This is a genomic window from Micromonospora sp. NPDC053740 (assembly GCF_040677775.1).
Lineage (GTDB): Bacteria > Actinomycetota > Actinomycetes > Mycobacteriales > Micromonosporaceae > Micromonospora > Micromonospora alfalfae.
This window is the reverse complement of sequence record NZ_JBFASO010000012.1, coordinates 205,405-220,562: the sequence shown is the minus strand read 5'-3', so window position 1 is coordinate 220,562 and position 15,158 is coordinate 205,405. Positions and strand designations below refer to the sequence as shown.

The 15,158-nt window shown below is 69.1% G+C and carries 17 protein-coding genes; 7 read left to right on the top strand and 10 right to left on the bottom strand.

The features are described from left to right. Positions 1 to 9: 9 nt before the first annotated feature. The 6 genes from AB0K35_RS28570 to AB0K35_RS28545 form a co-directional block, all read right to left on the bottom strand. Entirely contained in the window at positions 10 to 1,440 is a 1,431-nt protein-coding gene (locus AB0K35_RS28570; RefSeq protein WP_363889257.1) for a hypothetical protein, read from the bottom strand. Next, positions 1,437 to 1,970, bottom strand: coding sequence for a SigE family RNA polymerase sigma factor (locus tag AB0K35_RS28565; RefSeq protein ID WP_363889254.1), 534 nt, complete (start codon positions 1,968 to 1,970; stop codon positions 1,437 to 1,439). The genes AB0K35_RS28570 and AB0K35_RS28565 overlap by 4 nt, the downstream gene beginning before the upstream one ends. Positions 1,971 to 2,081: 111 nt before the next feature. Continuing rightward, on the bottom strand, positions 2,082 to 2,390 hold the full coding sequence (locus AB0K35_RS28560) for a hypothetical protein (RefSeq protein WP_363889250.1): 309 nt from the start codon (positions 2,388 to 2,390) through the stop codon (positions 2,082 to 2,084). A gap of 146 nt (positions 2,391 to 2,536) precedes the next feature. Continuing rightward, complete coding sequence (locus AB0K35_RS28555; RefSeq protein WP_363889247.1) at positions 2,537 to 3,421, bottom strand: hypothetical protein; 885 nt, start codon at positions 3,419 to 3,421, stop codon at positions 2,537 to 2,539. 43 nt (positions 3,422 to 3,464) lie between these two features. Further along, complete coding sequence (locus AB0K35_RS28550) at positions 3,465 to 4,184, bottom strand: hypothetical protein (RefSeq protein WP_363889245.1); 720 nt, start codon at positions 4,182 to 4,184, stop codon at positions 3,465 to 3,467. A gap of 94 nt (positions 4,185 to 4,278) precedes the next feature. Beyond that, entirely contained in the window at positions 4,279 to 7,029 is a 2,751-nt protein-coding gene (locus AB0K35_RS28545; RefSeq protein WP_363889243.1) for a BTAD domain-containing putative transcriptional regulator, read from the bottom strand. A 152-nt stretch (positions 7,030 to 7,181) separates the two neighbouring features. On the opposite strand from AB0K35_RS28545, the gene AB0K35_RS28540 reads away from it, so the two are divergent. The 4 genes from AB0K35_RS28540 (at position 7,182) to AB0K35_RS28525 (ending at position 9,813) form a co-directional block, all read left to right on the top strand. Beyond that, on the top strand, positions 7,182 to 8,102 hold the full coding sequence (locus AB0K35_RS28540; protein ID WP_363889241.1) for a hypothetical protein: 921 nt from the start codon (positions 7,182 to 7,184) through the stop codon (positions 8,100 to 8,102). An 80-nt stretch (positions 8,103 to 8,182) separates the two neighbouring features. Beyond that, on the top strand, positions 8,183 to 8,803 hold the full coding sequence (locus AB0K35_RS28535) for a dihydrofolate reductase family protein (protein WP_363889239.1): 621 nt from the start codon (positions 8,183 to 8,185) through the stop codon (positions 8,801 to 8,803). 16 nt (positions 8,804 to 8,819) lie between these two features. Further along, positions 8,820 to 9,272 carry a hypothetical protein gene (locus AB0K35_RS28530; protein WP_363889237.1) on the top strand — a complete coding sequence of 151 codons (453 nt, stop codon included), beginning with the start codon at positions 8,820 to 8,822 and terminating at the stop codon, positions 9,270 to 9,272. Between the two features lie 124 nt (positions 9,273 to 9,396). Continuing rightward, positions 9,397 to 9,813, top strand: coding sequence for a hypothetical protein (locus AB0K35_RS28525; RefSeq protein WP_363889235.1), 417 nt, complete (start codon positions 9,397 to 9,399; stop codon positions 9,811 to 9,813). Positions 9,814 to 9,819: 6 nt separating this feature from the next. Here the strand turns inward: AB0K35_RS28525 and AB0K35_RS28520 are convergent, their stop codons facing one another. Continuing rightward, entirely contained in the window at positions 9,820 to 10,524 is a 705-nt protein-coding gene (locus AB0K35_RS28520; protein WP_363889233.1) for a uridylate kinase, read from the bottom strand. Between the two features lie 56 nt (positions 10,525 to 10,580). On the opposite strand from AB0K35_RS28520, the gene AB0K35_RS28515 reads away from it, so the two are divergent. Then, positions 10,581 to 11,222, top strand: a complete 642-nt coding sequence (locus AB0K35_RS28515; protein WP_363889230.1) for a hypothetical protein — start codon at positions 10,581 to 10,583, stop codon at positions 11,220 to 11,222. A 64-nt stretch (positions 11,223 to 11,286) separates the two neighbouring features. Here the strand turns inward: AB0K35_RS28515 and AB0K35_RS28510 are convergent, their stop codons facing one another. Continuing rightward, positions 11,287 to 11,646, bottom strand: coding sequence for a hypothetical protein (locus AB0K35_RS28510; RefSeq protein WP_363889227.1), 360 nt, complete (start codon positions 11,644 to 11,646; stop codon positions 11,287 to 11,289). Positions 11,647 to 11,693: 47 nt separating this feature from the next. Then, positions 11,694 to 12,404, bottom strand: a complete 711-nt coding sequence (locus tag AB0K35_RS28505) for a hypothetical protein (RefSeq protein WP_363889224.1) — start codon at positions 12,402 to 12,404, stop codon at positions 11,694 to 11,696. A 244-nt stretch (positions 12,405 to 12,648) separates the two neighbouring features. Here AB0K35_RS28505 and AB0K35_RS28500 point away from each other — a divergent pair, with 244 nt between their 5' ends. Both AB0K35_RS28500 and AB0K35_RS28495 read left to right on the top strand, forming a co-directional pair. Next, complete coding sequence (locus AB0K35_RS28500) at positions 12,649 to 12,993, top strand: hypothetical protein (RefSeq protein WP_238670143.1); 345 nt, start codon at positions 12,649 to 12,651, stop codon at positions 12,991 to 12,993. Positions 12,994 to 13,253: 260 nt separating this feature from the next. Next, on the top strand, positions 13,254 to 14,627 hold the full coding sequence (locus AB0K35_RS28495) for a tyrosine-type recombinase/integrase (RefSeq protein WP_363889221.1): 1,374 nt from the start codon (positions 13,254 to 13,256) through the stop codon (positions 14,625 to 14,627). Here AB0K35_RS28495 and AB0K35_RS28490 read toward each other — a convergent pair. Further along, complete coding sequence (locus AB0K35_RS28490) at positions 14,624 to 14,983, bottom strand: hypothetical protein (protein WP_363889218.1); 360 nt, start codon at positions 14,981 to 14,983, stop codon at positions 14,624 to 14,626. The genes AB0K35_RS28495 and AB0K35_RS28490 overlap by 4 nt on opposite strands. Positions 14,984 to 15,158 lie beyond the last annotated feature (175 nt).

The following is a 15,158-nucleotide window of genomic DNA, read 5'->3' as shown; positions in this document are numbered from 1 at the left end:
GTCGCTGCGTCAGGGTGTCACCCGGGTGGCCGGGCTGTCGCCCGGCAGACCTCCCGCGTCACTGACCGTTTCCACCGGCGGCAGCGGGGTGGTCCCGAGGACGCCGCCGTCGGTGGAGTACGCGGTGAACGTGGCCGCCTGGTTCGGCGGTACCCGGGTGGTGCCGGCATTCGACGCGTCGAGGGCGACAGTGGCCGGGGGTGCGCCTCCGACCGTCACAGTGACGCGGGCCGCGTCCGGCGGGGCGATCACCCGCACCTCGCCCGTGGGAGGCCGGGTGCCGTCCTCGGTCCGGACCCGCCAGCCGATCGGTCGCCTGTCGACGCCCTCGGCTGGCAACAGCAGCCGCAGGTCGATCCACCAGCCGGTCCGATCGTCGCCGTGCATGGCGTACGCGATCACTCCACCGCCGGCCGGCTGCACGGTGAGCAGCGCGGCGGCCTGGCCGTGCTCGCGGCCCGACCACCGCACCCGCACGGTCGTGTCGACGGCCGGGAGGTGGCTGTTCTGGAGTGCCGTCTGGACGAAGTTGCGGAGGTTGGCGTCGTCGAGCGGCGCACCTCGGGCGGGTTGGCGAGCGCCGGCGAGCAGGGCGTCCATCTCCGGCCCGGTCGGATCGATCCCCGCGTACGGACCGCCGCCCAGACCGACCTGGAAGAACACCCGGTCGCTGCGGCTGACCCGGACGACGGGTTCGTTCGGCAGGGGTTCGGGTGGCAGCACGGCGAGCCCGACCCCGCCGCCGTCCGCCCTGGCGGTGTCCTGGTACTCCACAGTCCCCCTCGACGTGTATCGGGGGTCGCCACTGATCGTCACTGTGGAATCGGGCGGACCGACCGCGACCGCAAACCCGGCCCGGTCGGGGTATGCCTGCATCAGCGTCATCACCGGGTCGTCGTCACCCTCGCCGTGGCCGCCGTACCGCATCTGCTGGGCACCAGCTCCGGCCGGACCCACGTACCAGACCAGTGCCTCCCTGGTCAGCAGGCCGAACCGCAGCGGCACCGCGACCAGGGCGACCCGGTGGCCCGGCTGGTCACTGCCGTAGATCAGCCGGATCCGGTCACGGTCGCCGATCTTCCAGGCACCCACCGGGGCGTCGATTCGCACCGGCGGATCGGCGCTGATCCGCGCCCGGAGCGTGTCCAGCCAGGCCCGGTCTGCGGCCAGCGCGCCCCGCGGTGGCGCGTCGAGCAGCGCCGTGGGAGTGGCGGCGACCGCGATGCCCGGTGCCCATCCGGGCAACGGAACCACGTTGGTCTGGACCCCGACTAGCGCGACCCCGACCGCGGCGGCCAACGCCGTGCGGATCAGCCGCGTCCGCTGGTGCCGTCGCTCCCGGCGGGCGAACCCGGGCCAGGGGTCCTCGGGTACGTCGACGCCGTGCGCGGCCTGCCGTAGCGCCGGACTGAGCGTCGAATTGGCGAAGCTTCCGGTCATGCCAGTTCCTCCTCGAGCCGTACCGGGGACTGAGCGGCGGGTGGGGCGGCGAAGTCGCTCCGCAGCCGGGCCAACCCGCGCGACGCCTGGCTCTTCACCGCACCGACCGAGCAGCCGAGAACCTTTGCGGTGTCCACCTCGCTGAGATCCTCGAAGTAACGCAGCACCAGCACCGCCTGTGTCCGAGGCGGTAATCGCCGCAACGCGGCGAGGAGTAGTTGCCGCTGCTCCACCTGCACGTACGCGTCGTGCGTCGGCTGGCTGTCGCCGGTCAGCAGCGGCACCTCCAGCGGCCGCCGTCGGCGCCGCCAGGAGATCGCCGTGTTCACCATCGCCCGGCGTACGTAAACCTCGGGCGCGTCCCTGCGCAGCACCCGGCCCCAGCGCCGATGGGTCTTCTCCAACGCCGACTGCGTCAGGTCCTCGGCTGTCCCCCGGTCACCGGTCAGCAGGTAGGCCGTTCGGAGCAGCGATCCCCACTGTCGTTGGACGAACAGCCGAAACTCTTCGTCGTCGTCGTGCCGACTCACGCCACCTCCAGGTCGCGTCCACCTCGCGTCTAACTGCGGACGCAGAGTGAGACGCCACCGGTGGCCTCGGGGGTTGAGTGGAGGATCGCACGCCGGGCTCGCGCCTACGGCTCAGTCCTCTGGTTGTTGACCCGTCGACGGCCCGTCGGACCCGGCCTGGCGCTCGGCCAGCCAGATGGCGTGTCCCTTGAGCAGGTATCCGATCCAGTAGATCGCGAAGAGGATCAGGAAGCATGCGAAGAACACTCCCGAGATGATGCTCGCGAGAATGAGCGCTCCCTCGCCGTCGCTCAGCCCATAAATCATGAACCCGACGAGGCCCAGGAGAAAGAAGAAGACCATGTAGAGCGGCAGTGTCGAGCCGTCGGCTGGGTGGGACGCGCGAGGCAACCACGGGACGCGAGGGTCATTACTGATCACCTGCCGAGTATCGGGGACACGCCCGGTCACCATCCGTCCCTGTCAGACACTCGTCGGCGCTGCCGTCCGGTGGCAAGCGAACCGGGATCCCGCTCCGCCTCGACCAGGGAGGTCGAGGCGGAGCGGGACCGTCGACGGGCTACCGGTTAGAACCCGCCCCATTGTTTGGCCGAGCATTTCCAGGTCTTCCCGCCGTTCTGCGAGACGCACCAAATGAGGATCTTGCCGAGGATGGGCAGGTTGAGGGTGAAGAGGTGGCCCCGGGTCTTTGCGTACACGACGCCGGACTTCTCGGCGATGTCGGCCAGCGCCCACCCGGGGTCCGGCCCGTCCACTGTCGCCACCCGGCGCATCGACTCGATGTCCTTGCCGTCCAGCAGCGTCTTGATTTCGTCCGCCGTGGGCTCACGTTCGCCGATGAGCGTCTCCACTGTGTACGGCCCGTCGGCGGCGACGCCGTTGGCCTTCTCGAAGGCAGCCTTCGTCCCGCCCACAGTGGTGCCGCCATCAAGGTCGAGGGTGAGGATCACATCGCCCGTCCGGCGCGACAACAGGCACTGCCAGATGGTCTTGCCCGAGGCGACGCACATGGTCAGACACCACTCCCGGCCGTCGGGGGTGGAGGAGGAGAAGAGCAGTGACGTCGCCGTCCCGCTGTCGCCGCTGCCGTCGTACGCCCCGTCGGCGAGGTCGGCCATGGTGGTGCCGAGGACGCCCCGGCTGCCCGGAATCGTGCCGACGACAGTGACCCCGTCGACCTCCTTGCCGGCGGCGAGCGCTTCGAGTTGGTCGCCGGTGAGGGTCCGCCCGCCGGTGTCGACGGCCAGCACCTTGTCCAGGTCGCCGACGGGTCGGCCGGTCAGGTCCTCGAACTGTTGAAGCATCGTGCCCGGGGCACCGGGGTGGTCGGTGATCGTCGTCCGGGCCTCCCCCTCGGCGGCCTGCGACGGTGCGTACGAAGCGGTCAGCCCGACGATCAGGGCGGTCGTGACGATGGTGGCGCGCCTGGTGATGTCCCGCAGAGTTGTCATCCTGTCCTCATCTCGGTGATCGGTGTCGGCGGGGTGGGCCGGGCTACCAGCGACACGTGACGATGTCGCCGAAGTCGTTGGGGGACCCCAGGTCGCAGTGGTCGTCGATCCACTCACCGATGTCGCTGATGGTGTCCACGATCCAGGCGATCGCCGCCTTGATCGCGCCCCAGATGCTGAAGTAGACGACTGTCGTCTCGGGGGTGCCGCCGGCCTCGTCGATGACGTCCTTCGTCGACATGGCGGCATTGGGCTTCTCGATGATGTCCAGCACCCGTACCCCGGTGGTGTCCTTGCCGGCCAGCAGCGCCTCGACCTGCTCCGGGGTCCGCTCCTTGCCGTCGTCGACCGCCACTATCGCGCGGTCGATCAGCGCCTCTCGACTGCCGCTGACGGCCTGGGCGATGCCGGTCATCTCGCCCACCGTGAGGTCGTTGCCGAGCGCCGGCCCGGTGAACCGCCGCACCGAGACGGCACCCGCCGGGTCGATCCGGATCTCGCCGGCCGTGATCATGTCGTCTGCTGAGAACGGCGCCCAGGCGAACGTCCACTGCCCGGCGACGCAGCGGAACTGGCCGTACTCCCGGCCCTCGGGCGCGGTGTCGGTACGGACGACTTCGCCGCGCTCGTCGACGTGCTGGACCACGCAGTCGGCGCCCTTCTGCGGCGGCTTCTCGGTCTGGGCCACGGCGGCGGAGGACATGGCCAGCACCGTCCCGCTGACCACCCCGATCACCGCGAGGCGGTGTGCCAAACGACTCATCGAACGCTCCATTCCTGATGCGGAAGAAACTGGTGTCCGAAGAGTGGCGGGGAAGGCTGAAGCGGCCCGGAAACGGCGCTGAAAGCGGCGTACGTCAGTGCAGCCGCGTGGCGTCGAGCTGGTCGAGGTCGGCGCGGATCGCGTCGGCGTCGGCGTCGCCCAGCTCGTCGAGGATGGTCAGGGCCCGGCGCCACGCGGCACGGGTGGCGGGGAGGTCGCCGAGCGCCCGGTGGCTGCCGCCGAGATTGACGTACGTGCTCGCTTCGGCGTACCTGTCGTTCACCTGCGTGAAGAGTTCGAGGGCGTGTTCGTAGCAGGCGATGGCGCGCCGGTGGTCGCCGAGCTGGTGGTGGGCGTGGCCGAGGCTGTCCCAGGTGTCGGCCTGCCCCTGGACGTCGTCCACCTCCTGCAACATCCGCAGCGCCTCGCCGCACGATGCGAGGGCATGGTGGTAGTCGCCGAGCAGCGCTTCCTGCCAACCGACAGCGTTGAGGGTGTACCCCTGCCCGGCCCGGTTTCCGGTCCCCCGGAACAGGGTCAGCGCCCGCCGGGAATGGCGCAGCGCCTGCTGGTGCTGCCCCTGCCGCTCGGCCAGTTGACCGAGGTTCAGGCAGGTGTGCGCCCGCCCGGCGTCGTCACCGAGGTCGGTGAACAGGTCGAGCGCGCGCCGCAGGTGGTCGTCGGCCTCGTCGTACCGTCGGAGCCGGGAGCAGGCGAGACCGAGGCTGCGGTGCGCGTGGCCCTGCCCCGCCTGATCCCCGATGCGGGACGCGGCGGCCAGCGCGATCCGTTGCGTGCCGAGCCAGTCCTGCCAGTGCCCCTGCCGGTGCAGGAAACCGGCGATGGTCCAGGCGAGCCGCCAGGCGTGTCCCTCGAACCCGGAGCGCGCCGCGAGCGGTACCGCGGCGAGGAGGACGGGGACCTCGGTGGTGAACCACGCCGCCGCGGTCGACCGGCTCCTGCGGCGCTCCAGGGTCACGCCCGCCGAGGGTGGCGGGAGGTTGATCTCGCTGAAGTGCGGGTGCAGTGCCAGGTCGGCGGCGTGAGCGTTGTGCAGGCAGTGGTCGAGCAGCCGGTGAATGGCGGCCCGACGCTCGGCCGGCGGCTCGGCCTCGTCGGCGAGGCTGGCGGCGTACGCGCGCAGCAGGTCGTGGAACGCGTAGCGCCCGTACGTGTGCTCGGTGAAGAGATTCGCCCGGGTCAGCTCGGTGAGCAGGGAGCCGGCCGCCTGCCCGTCGACACCGGCCAGGCTGGCCACGGCCGGAGCGGAGACGTCCGGGCCGGGATGCAGGCTCAGCAGCCGGAACAGCCGCGCCGCAGGTGGGCTGAGCGTCCGACACGACCAGGAGAAGACCGCCCGCACGTCGGTGGCCTCGTCGCCTGCCCGGAAGGCGTCCAGGTCGCCCAGCTCGTCGGCGACGGAAGCCAACGAGAAGTGCCGGTTGGTGGCGGCTCTGGCGGCCACGATGGCCAGGGCGATGGGCAGCCGCGCACACCGGTCGGCGATGGTGTCGGCAGCGGCGGGCTCGGCGGCGACCTGGCGCTCCCCGAGCCGGCGGACCAGCATGTCACGGGCTTCGCCGGGGCTGAGCAGGTCGAGCGGCACCGGTTGGGCGCTTTCGGTGACGACCAGCGGGATGAGCTGGTCGCGGCTGGTGACGATGGCGAGACAGTCCGGTGAGCCGGGCAGCAGCGGCCGGACCTGTTCCGCGTCGCGGGCGTTGTCCAGCACCACCAGCACTCGCTTGCCCGCCACCGTCGTGCGGTACAAGCTCGCCATCGTGTCCGTGTCGCGGGGCATCCGGGCCACCGGAACGCCGAGCGCCTCCAGGAAGCCGTGCAGCGCTCGCGCCGGTTCGGTAGGTGTGCCCGCCGGGTCGAAGCCGCGCAGGTTGACGTAGAGCTGCCCGTCGGGGAAGCGCTCGGCCGCGCGGTGCGCCCAGTGCACGGCGAGGGCGGTCTTGCCGACGCCGGCGGTCCCGGACACCACGACGGCGCCGCCCCGGTCGACCAGCGCGTCGAGGGCCGCGAGCTCCGCGTCGCGTCCGGTGAACGTGGGTACGGGGGGAGGCAACTGCGCCGCGACCCGCGGTGGTGCCGCCGTGGCCGGTGCGGCGATAGCGGTGTCCTGGCGCAGGATGGCGCACTCCAGGTCGCGTAGCCGCGGACCCGGGTCGAGGCCGAGGTTCTCCCGCAGGTTGTCGCGCAGCCGCCGGTACGTGGCGACCGCCTCCCCCTGTCGGCCGTCGCGGTACAGGGCGAGCATCAGCTGCGCGTGCAGGTGCTCGTCGAAGGGGTGCTGTCGGACGAGCCGTTCCAAGCCGGGGACGAGGCTGGCGTGCTCACCGACGGACAGCCGGGCCTCGGCGAGCGATCGTTCGGCCTCCAACCGTAGGCGTGCCAGGTGTTCGGCCTGCTCCTCAAGCCAGGCCGACCCGGCCACATCGGCCAGCGGTGGGCCCCGCCACAGTGCCACGGCGGCCGTCAGGTGCCGTACCTGCTCGTTGCGGTCCGTCGAGCGCCGGGCCAGCTCGATGAGGCGTTCGGCGGCCTGGACATCAGTGGAATCCGGCCCGGTGTCGAGCAGATATCCGGGTTGCCGCGCGACGATCGATCCGGGCTCGCCGAGCACCCCGCGTAGGTAGGAGACGTGGCGTTGCAACGTGTTCGCCGCGGTGGCCGGTAGCTGGTCGCCCCAGACCACGTCGATGAGCCGGTCGATGCTGACGACACGGCCCGCGTGCAGCGCCAACGTGGCCAGTACCGCTTTGCGGCGCACGCCGTTCACCGCCTGCGGACTGCCGCCGACGACCACCTCCACCGGCCCGAGCAGCCTGACGCGCACGCCCGTACCAACCATCGAAATCACCGAATCAAACTAACGTCCCCAGCCCAGCAAACTCGATCTATTCGTCGCGTAATGGACACGATCCACGGGGCACCAGAAACGGACTCCGGGAGCTACCGTCTAGCGCACTACGGCTGGGAGGTGCGCCAATGGGCCATCGGCTGCGGCGCGTCGCGATGCTGCTGCTCGGTGCCGTGTTGCTGGGTACGGTCGGCCTGAGCCTCGGTTCCTGGTACGGCGGTCGCGGTGTCACGCCGCCCAGCGACGACCAGGCGCAGAGCCTGGCAGCGCACCTGCTTCCTGGCGCGGTGCCGGGCGACTCGAGTCTGGTCGAGCACGGCTACCGGTGGGGCGTCAGTCTCGCTGCCGACGACCTGGGCTCGGGCCACACGTCCTTCTGGTACCACGATGGTGACGACTGTGGGCTCGCCGAGAAGCTGCGGCGCAGCGCCGTGACGCAGGGGTGGCAGGGCCTCCGCCGCGTCCCTGGCTACCTGTGCGACGGCTGGCGGGCCGAGCGCGACGGACTGACGGTCACGCTCGACTATTCGGCGAGCGGAGCAGAGCTGACCATCGCACCGGCCGCTCCCGGCAAGTTCCTACCCAGCACGGTCGCTGGCACCCTCGCGGGCGCCGCAGCCGGCGCGGCGCTGTTCGGGTGGGTGGCACGGCGACGTCGACCCGTACGCCTGCTGGTCTGCACCCTGGTGACGGCTGGCCTCCTCCCGGGCGTCGCCCTCACCTGGACGGCCCTGGGCCCGGGCATCGTCACCGAGCCGGTCTGGCCCGTCTGGCCCGCTCTCGCTGCCCTGCTGGTGCCCCTGTGGCTCGTGCTCCTCCTGGTCGGCGTGTATGCCTTCCCGAAACGCGAGACCGAGACCGACTCCAGCTCTCGGGTCACGGCGGTGGTGGTGAGTGTCGCGTGCGCGCTGGCCCCCGGGGTGATGGTCGCCGCGCTGCTCTTCATGTTCGTTCGAGCGCAGCCCGACCGTCCGACTGCCGTCGACCCCGTCGTGCCGTGGCCGACGACCGAAGGCGGCAACGTCCAACCGTCCCCGTCCTTCCGATAGGTGCCAGAACTTCAATGCACGATCTGGATCAGGGATGGCCGTAGGCTGGCCTCGCCCACGAGTCGCCGATGGAGGGCGCTGTGACCACACGTAACGGCAAGGTGATCGCCGACCAGACCATCTTCGCCGACGGGTACTCGGCCGGGCTGAACCAGAGCGAGGAACGCCCGTTCGGCGACGACGGTGGTGACGGCTGGGGCCGTGGGCTGCACGCCTGGATGTTCGACGCCGCCGAGGAGAACCAGGCCGAGCTCGAACTGAGCAACACCGCCTCAGCGGTCATCATGGGCCGCAACATGTTCGGCCCGGTGCGCGGCGGATGGGATCGGCAGTGGAACGGCTGGTGGGGTGACGACCCACCGTTCCACAAGCCGGTGTTCGTGCTCACCCATCACGCACGCGAGCCACAGCCGATGACGGGCGACACCACCTTCCACTTCGTCACCGACGGGATCGAGTCGGCGCTCGCGCAGGCTCGCGCGGCGGCCGGTGGCGGCGACATCCTGATCCACGGCGGTGCGACCACCATCAACCAGTACCTCGCCGCCGGTCTGGTCGACGAGCTGCGGCTGCACATCGTGCCGGGCACCCTCGGCGCCGGCGTCCGGCTGTTCGAGGGCGTCCCGCCGCTGAACCTCGAACAGGTGACGGCGCGTGCGGCGAGCACGGTCCTGCACGTCACCTACCGCGTGCTCTCCTGAACCGACGGAGGATGCGTTGTCTGCCATCGCGTCACTGACAGTGATCCCCAGGGACAGCATCACCGAGCTGGCTCGCCTGGCCCGCACATCGCCATCGTCGTTCCGCGCGTACCTGGCCGAACACGGGAGCAGGGCGCGGCAGGAGTACGACTGGTCCGGCTACTGCATGCTGTACGTCCTGACCTATCTGGAGGAACGCGGCATCGACCTGGAACCGCCGGAGTTCAATGCCGAGTCCGAGGCCATCAACAGCGCGCACGGCCTGACCACGCTCATCACTCCAGCGCCAGGGTTACCGGATCAGCTCGACCCCGGCGCGCACCGCGAGGAGGAGTTGGCCGCGCACTTCGAGGAGATGGGGGTGGCCTTCGAGGAGAGCGGCACGGCCGGTCTGGACACGCTGAGGCTGTTGCGCGACAGCATCTCCGAACTCCGCGAAGACCAGGTGTTGCTGCTCAACATCGGCTGAATGCTGCCGATCAAAGGTGAGGTCGGCAGCATTCAGCGCGTCCGCGAACAGAGTCAGGGTGACCCACAGGTGTAGAGCCAACTCCTGCCCCGCGTGGTGGCATCGACCGTTGTAGGGTGCTGCCGTGGGATACTCGGTGATGCCCTCAGGCCGTCTGCACCTCCCGGAGTCGGAGGACGCGGCTGCGGTCGCCGCTGTCCAGGCCGCCCTGGCTGAACGCGGTGGTTGGTACAGGCCGGGTGAGTTTCCGTCGGATGGCACCCTGGTCGACCTGGCGGATCCGGCCAGGGCCACAATCGTCCGCGACGGAGACTGGATCGAGTTCGGGTACGACGACGAGGGCGACCCCAAGTGGTCGAACCACACGACGGCCTTCTACGTCGCGATTGCGCCGTTCGTTCGCTCGGGAACCGTCCAGATCGAGGGCGAGGACCGCTCCCGCTGGTCGTACACCTACGCGAACGGGCAGATCACCCAACAGGGTTGGAACGGTTGGGATGGGTCCATCGAACCGTTTGGCGAGTATGTGGACCACCCGTAAGCGCGGTCACCCACCGCCCGCCAGGACTTCGGAGTCTCCTCGCCGCGCAGTCTCCCAGACCGGCCGCTGGGGCTCGTCGTTGTGCACGACGATGTCGGCGTGCCGGATGGGGCGAGCCGTAGCGAAGTAGAGCTGCTGCGAGGGGATGTAACGCTCGCGCCAGCGCCGCTCGATATCTACCCGGGTCGACACCCGGCGCTCTCGGATCACGGCACGATCCACTGTCTTCTCCAGCGCCGTCGACACGAAGATGCGCAGGTCCCACCGATCAACCAGTTCCGGGCGCAGGAGGAAGACGCCGTCGAAGACGAGCACGGCGTCGGCCGGGGCGGCCGTGACCGGCGGGGACAGCACGGCATCCGCGCTGCGGTCGTAGACAGTGGGCTGGAAGCGTCGATCTCCGCCCGGCCCCAGCGGATCGAGCAGCACCCGGTTCAGCGCCGCGTAGTCGTGGGTGTCGTAGTAGCAACCTTCGGCCGAGTACTCACCGCGCGGGTAACGCTGCGCCCGGGGGAAGAGGAAGTCGTCGATAGTCGCGCGGATGACGTCGCGGCCCTTCTCGCGCAGGACGACGGCCAGCTCATCGGCGAGGGTGGTCTTCCGGGCGGCGGGCGGCCCGTCGATGGCGACCCGCGTCGGGTGGGCGACAGCGACGGACCCGACCACCTCAGCCAGGTGCCCGAGCAACTCGTCACGAGTGCCTTGAACCATGACTCCCCGTCCTCACGGCATCCATCAAGGTCGTTCACATCACGTACGGTCTGGCGATGATGGCACGGATCCTGGCGCACCTTCGCCCGCCGCTCGTCGTGTGCGGACAACTGGTTGCCCTGGTGTTGCTCACCCTGGACGCGCGCCGTGAATGGAGTGCGTACGGGCTTGTCGTGCTGCTCCTGTTGCTCGGTGCGCTTGCCGCGATACCAGCGGCGTTGGTCGACTCGCCGAGGTTCCGGCCGATCAGCCTGGTCGCACAGACCGTCGGAGCCGGCGTCGTCGCGCTGGCTCTCCACGACTCGACCGACAAGCGGGCCCTCTGGGTGTACGCACTGTCCACCCTGGTCGCGGTGATCGCGCCGGCCAGCCGGCCAGGGCTCGGCCGGGCGACGGTGATCGGCGTGGGCTCGGCGCTGGCGCTCACCATCGGCGTGTCGGCTCCAGCACTGGCCTGGGATGGTGGTCAGCCCGAGGCGGTGGTCTGCGTGCCGCAGGGGGATTCCGCTGAGGAGCTGGTGCGCGAGAGCCACCGCTTCGACCCGAACAACGTGGTTGCGGGCTTCGGGTCAGAAGGGCCGCAAGCGCCGTGCCTGGAAGTGTTCTTCGACCCCGGTGCCACCGACGGCGACGCCGACGACGTCGTCCGCCGCTACTCCGAGGACCCGAGGGTCTCATCCGTCAGCCGGACACGCTGACACTCGGCGCACAGGTGCGCCGGACCTCGATACTCCAGGCTCGTGGTGTGCGTGGCGGGGGGCGCTACCCCTCCGCCGGCAAGTCGTGAAACCACCGGCGGGACGAGGCGGGCACCAGCAACAGGCCGACGATGACTGCCGCAGCGACGATCTGCAGCAGCCCTAACCCACCAGCCTCGGTGATCGTGACGACGCCGTACCCCACGCTGACAGTCGAGAAGACGGTCGTCCAAAACCGGGCCCGCCCGCTCCCACGCCACAAGCCGTAAGCCAACGCCAGGAGAAGAAGTACGCCTATCAACCCGGTGGCAACGGATGGACCATTCGCAAACATCATCGACGCCGGGATGACGGCGCCCACAAGCAGAAGCACGGCGGCGACGGCGACCGGCATCGGAATGCGTCGCTGGCTCTGCTCGATCATCGGCTCATGCTAGGCGTCATTCATTCGGTCCACTAGGCTGCGGCCCGCTACAGCACCACCGGGACCAGTTCGATGCCGCACATCGTCACGTGGGGCTCAACCAGTCGCTTGGCCTCCTCGGCATCCTTCTCGGTGAGGAAGACGCCGAGGTTGTGCCACCTCCGACGGCCGTCCTGCTCGGTCAATGCAGTCAGCAGGTGCAGGTAGCGGTGTCGTTCCCGGCGTACGCCCTCTGGTAGACCGGTGAGGAACGCATCCGCCACCTTCTGTGGCGAGGCGATGTCCAGCTCGCCGCCGACTCCGCTGAGCGGCTTGACTGGCCACATCGGGTCGTACGGACTGAACGTGTTGAAGAACGAGGGCTGTACGTCCGACAGCTCGCCCTCGCACCACCCGACATTGACGGTGATGACGTGGCCGGTCACCCCTTCACTCTCCAGCACGAGCACCCTGGCATTCTCCGAGCGGTAGCCGTCGTCACTGATGTCACCGCAGATCCGCGTGGCCTCGTCCCTGGTCGCGCACCGGATCACCAGCCCGCGGTACGCCGCCTGGATCTGCACGGCATCGACCGGGTTGAACAGCACCTCGATCGTCGTCGGAAGCCGGCCGCGACCCTCGGGCATCTGGTCCGCCCGCAGCAGAAGCTGGCCGTACGTCGCCGAGTACGACCACAGCGCGAACAGCCGCTCGCTGCGGAAGAGTTCGACACCCGGGCGGAAGTCCTCGTCACGGTCGAGCCAGACCTTCGACGTCATCAGGTCACCCTCCGACACCGCGACGGCGATGGTCAAGATCAGGATTCCGAAGCTCGGGTGCGACAGCGGTTTGGGGGATCTCCTAGTCGGCTCGACGGTGCGGGCGTCGAGGTGACATGACCGAGCCACACTTCTACGGCGCTGCCAAAGCTGGGCCCATGGTGGTCTGAGGATCGTGCCGTTAGCGCGGGGGCCCGAAGCGTCAGCTTGAGAGGCGCCGATGTCCAGCTGTAGCGTTCTCCCAGTGGGACGGCTAGTGGACCGGCACCGTGATCTCGCCGGGTGGTTGGTGACGCCGCTGTTCACCCTGGTAGCCGCTCCAGTGTTGGCCTGCCTCGTCGGGGTGTTGGGAAGCCTCGGGGACCACAACGGCCCACCGGCCCTGTGCAAGGAGGCCATGGCGGAAAACATGTGCGAGGAGACCAGCCTCGGGGTGGTCGGCGTACATGTGGTCATCTCAGGCGGCATGTGGTTGCTGCTCTGGGTCATTCCGTGGTGGCGAGGTCTTCGCACAGTGCGCGTTCTGCTGGCCGTCGCCGCGACCGTCGTTCTCGTACTCCTACCAGTACGGATGTTCAACTGGTCCTGACGCACCTGACAATCGCGCGTCGCGTTTCGGAGCAGCCTGCGCTGGGGCGAACTGGCCACGCTACGAATGGTGGGGCGGGCGGGGCTCGAACCCGCGACCGAGGGATTATGAGTCGGTGCCCGAAGTAGGTCGTGACCTGCGCGAGAATGCTCCACCGCAGGTCAGTCGGGGTGCTGGCACGACGCGGGACGACATGAGACGACCTGGGAGGCGCATTCCGTGACCCCATGGGGTCACCGGATTCGACTACCTTCCACCGCATGGCGACGATCGAGCATCGAGCCCAATCGGTGCGGGTGTGCTGGCGGCTCGGTGGCACCCGTGACGGTGCGCGCATGTCCGCCGCGTTCGCCGCACCCGACCCGGCGGACGCGCTCGCTTTGGCGCAGCAGGCGAAGAAACTCGTCGAGGCGTACGGGCACCGGATCACCCGTGAGGAGGTGCTGCGGGTCGTCCTGCCTGAGGAAGAGACCCCCAGCCCCGGCGGTATCATCCTCGCCGACTGGGTGAAGCTTTGGTACGAGGACCGCAAGCCCGTCAACCCTGACGTGCCCGGCATGGATGACATCCAGCTCGACACCCTCGACAAGTACATGCAGATCATGAAGTCGCGGGTGCTGCCGTACCTGGGCCACAAGTACCTGACTGAACTGACCGCCGAAGAGAGCGGCGAGGCGACACTCAAAGAGTGGGTGCGGGCGCTGCGGAAGTCTCGGGTGAAGCGCACCAAGAACAACCCGGGCGGGAAGCCGATATCCGCGAGTTCTGTCCGTGCCGCCCACGTTGTTCTGCACATGGTGCTCGGTGCGGCGGTGCCGCGATTCATCCCGTTCAACCCGGTCGCCCGGCAGGGCGGTGAGCGGAAGAACCGGCTTGGCTTGCCGAAGGCGCGGGCGTTCGAAGGCATGTTCCTGGACGTGTGGGAGGTTGAGCGGATCACCCAGTACTGCGACGACCAGATCCGCGACCTGTGGTTCGTTCTTGTCAACACCGGCCTGCGGCTGGGTGAGCTGTTGGTGTTGCGGGTCCAGGACGTGACCGTGGAAGGCAAAGAGCCTGAGGTTCGGGTGCGGCGGGCGTTGAAAAGCGACGGGTCGATAGGGTTGCCGAAGTCGGAGACGTCAGTTCGGGCGGTGTCAGTGTCAACGGAGGTGGCCGCAGTGCTTGCGGCCAGGTGCAAGGGCAAAGGCCCCCGGGGGCTGATCTTCCCGTGTCCGGGCAAGAAGAAGACCAAGGGCGCGGAGCAGACGTGGTCGGAGAACAACCTGTACCGCCGGCATTGGTTGCCAGCGGTTGCGGAGGCGATGCGGTGTTCGGAGCACCCGCCGCCCGACCCGCCGAAGCCGGCCCGGGGTCCGCTTCGGAAGTTGCGCCACGACGAGGTGTCGACGTGTGCGTGCCCGGGGGTGCTGCGCCGCCGGCCCCGCCTGCATGACGGCAGGCACACCCACGCCACGGACCTGATCCGCGACGGGTGGGAGCTACACGACGTGCAACGCCGCCTGGGGCACGCCTCGCCGGTGACGACGTTGACAATCTACGGGCACGCGTGGGATGGGCCGAAGCGGAAGATGCTCGACGAGTTGGCGGAGCGCCGCCGCGCGAAGCTCCTCCGTGATGACGAGGCGGCTTAGGCCCCGCGTTCGCGGGCTTCTTGCTGTTCGGCTTCTCGTAGCCGGGTGATTTGTTCGAGTAGCGAGTCGGCCCATTGGCGGAGCGGCCCGGACCTGTTGGGGTTGGCGCCGATAGCCCGTACGGCCTCTTCGAGTTGGCTGAGGGTTGGGCCTTCGAGGGGTGTGGGTTGCCCGCCGCCGAGGATGTCGCGGATGCTGCCGGGCGCCCATTGGAGTGTGCGTTCGATTCCGGCGTAGTTGTGGGGCAGTGTCTTGCGCGCGTCGGCTTCGAGGTTGATCCATGTTCCACGGGCGATGCCCGCCTGTTCGGCGGCGGTGTTGACGGTCAGGCCCAGGCGCTCTCGGCGCTCGCGCACGATGGCTCCGAGTGTTGGTTGCCACTCCCCAGCGTTAACCACACATCGAATCGTCGCAGTACAAGGATGTGCAATGGAAGGCAGGGTGCGAAGGTTGGACGCGTTTGGCCTGTGTTGAACTTGATGCAACTTGCTTGGTCGCGTCTCTAGCTCAAGCGTTGCACACTGTTGTACA

What these genes read in the sequence shown, in the direction of transcription:
- AB0K35_RS28570 (WP_363889257.1), bottom strand. Translation starts at nt 1,440, where the DNA reads ATGACCGGAAGCTTCGCCAATTCGACGCTCAGTCCGGCGCTACGGCAG.
- AB0K35_RS28555 (WP_363889247.1), bottom strand. Translation starts at nt 3,421, where the DNA reads ATGACAACTCTGCGGGACATCACCAGGCGCGCCACCATCGTCACGACC.
- AB0K35_RS28550 (WP_363889245.1), bottom strand. Translation starts at nt 4,184, where the DNA reads ATGAGTCGTTTGGCACACCGCCTCGCGGTGATCGGGGTGGTCAGCGGG.
- AB0K35_RS28540 (WP_363889241.1), top strand. Translation starts at nt 7,182, where the DNA reads ATGGGCCATCGGCTGCGGCGCGTCGCGATGCTGCTGCTCGGTGCCGTG.
- AB0K35_RS28520 (WP_363889233.1), bottom strand. Translation starts at nt 10,524, where the DNA reads ATGGTTCAAGGCACTCGTGACGAGTTGCTCGGGCACCTGGCTGAGGTG.
- AB0K35_RS28515 (WP_363889230.1), top strand. Translation starts at nt 10,581, where the DNA reads ATGATGGCACGGATCCTGGCGCACCTTCGCCCGCCGCTCGTCGTGTGC.
- AB0K35_RS28510 (WP_363889227.1), bottom strand. Translation starts at nt 11,646, where the DNA reads ATGATCGAGCAGAGCCAGCGACGCATTCCGATGCCGGTCGCCGTCGCC.
- AB0K35_RS28505 (WP_363889224.1), bottom strand. Translation starts at nt 12,404, where the DNA reads ATGACGTCGAAGGTCTGGCTCGACCGTGACGAGGACTTCCGCCCGGGT.
- AB0K35_RS28495 (WP_363889221.1), top strand. Translation starts at nt 13,254, where the DNA reads ATGGCGACGATCGAGCATCGAGCCCAATCGGTGCGGGTGTGCTGGCGG.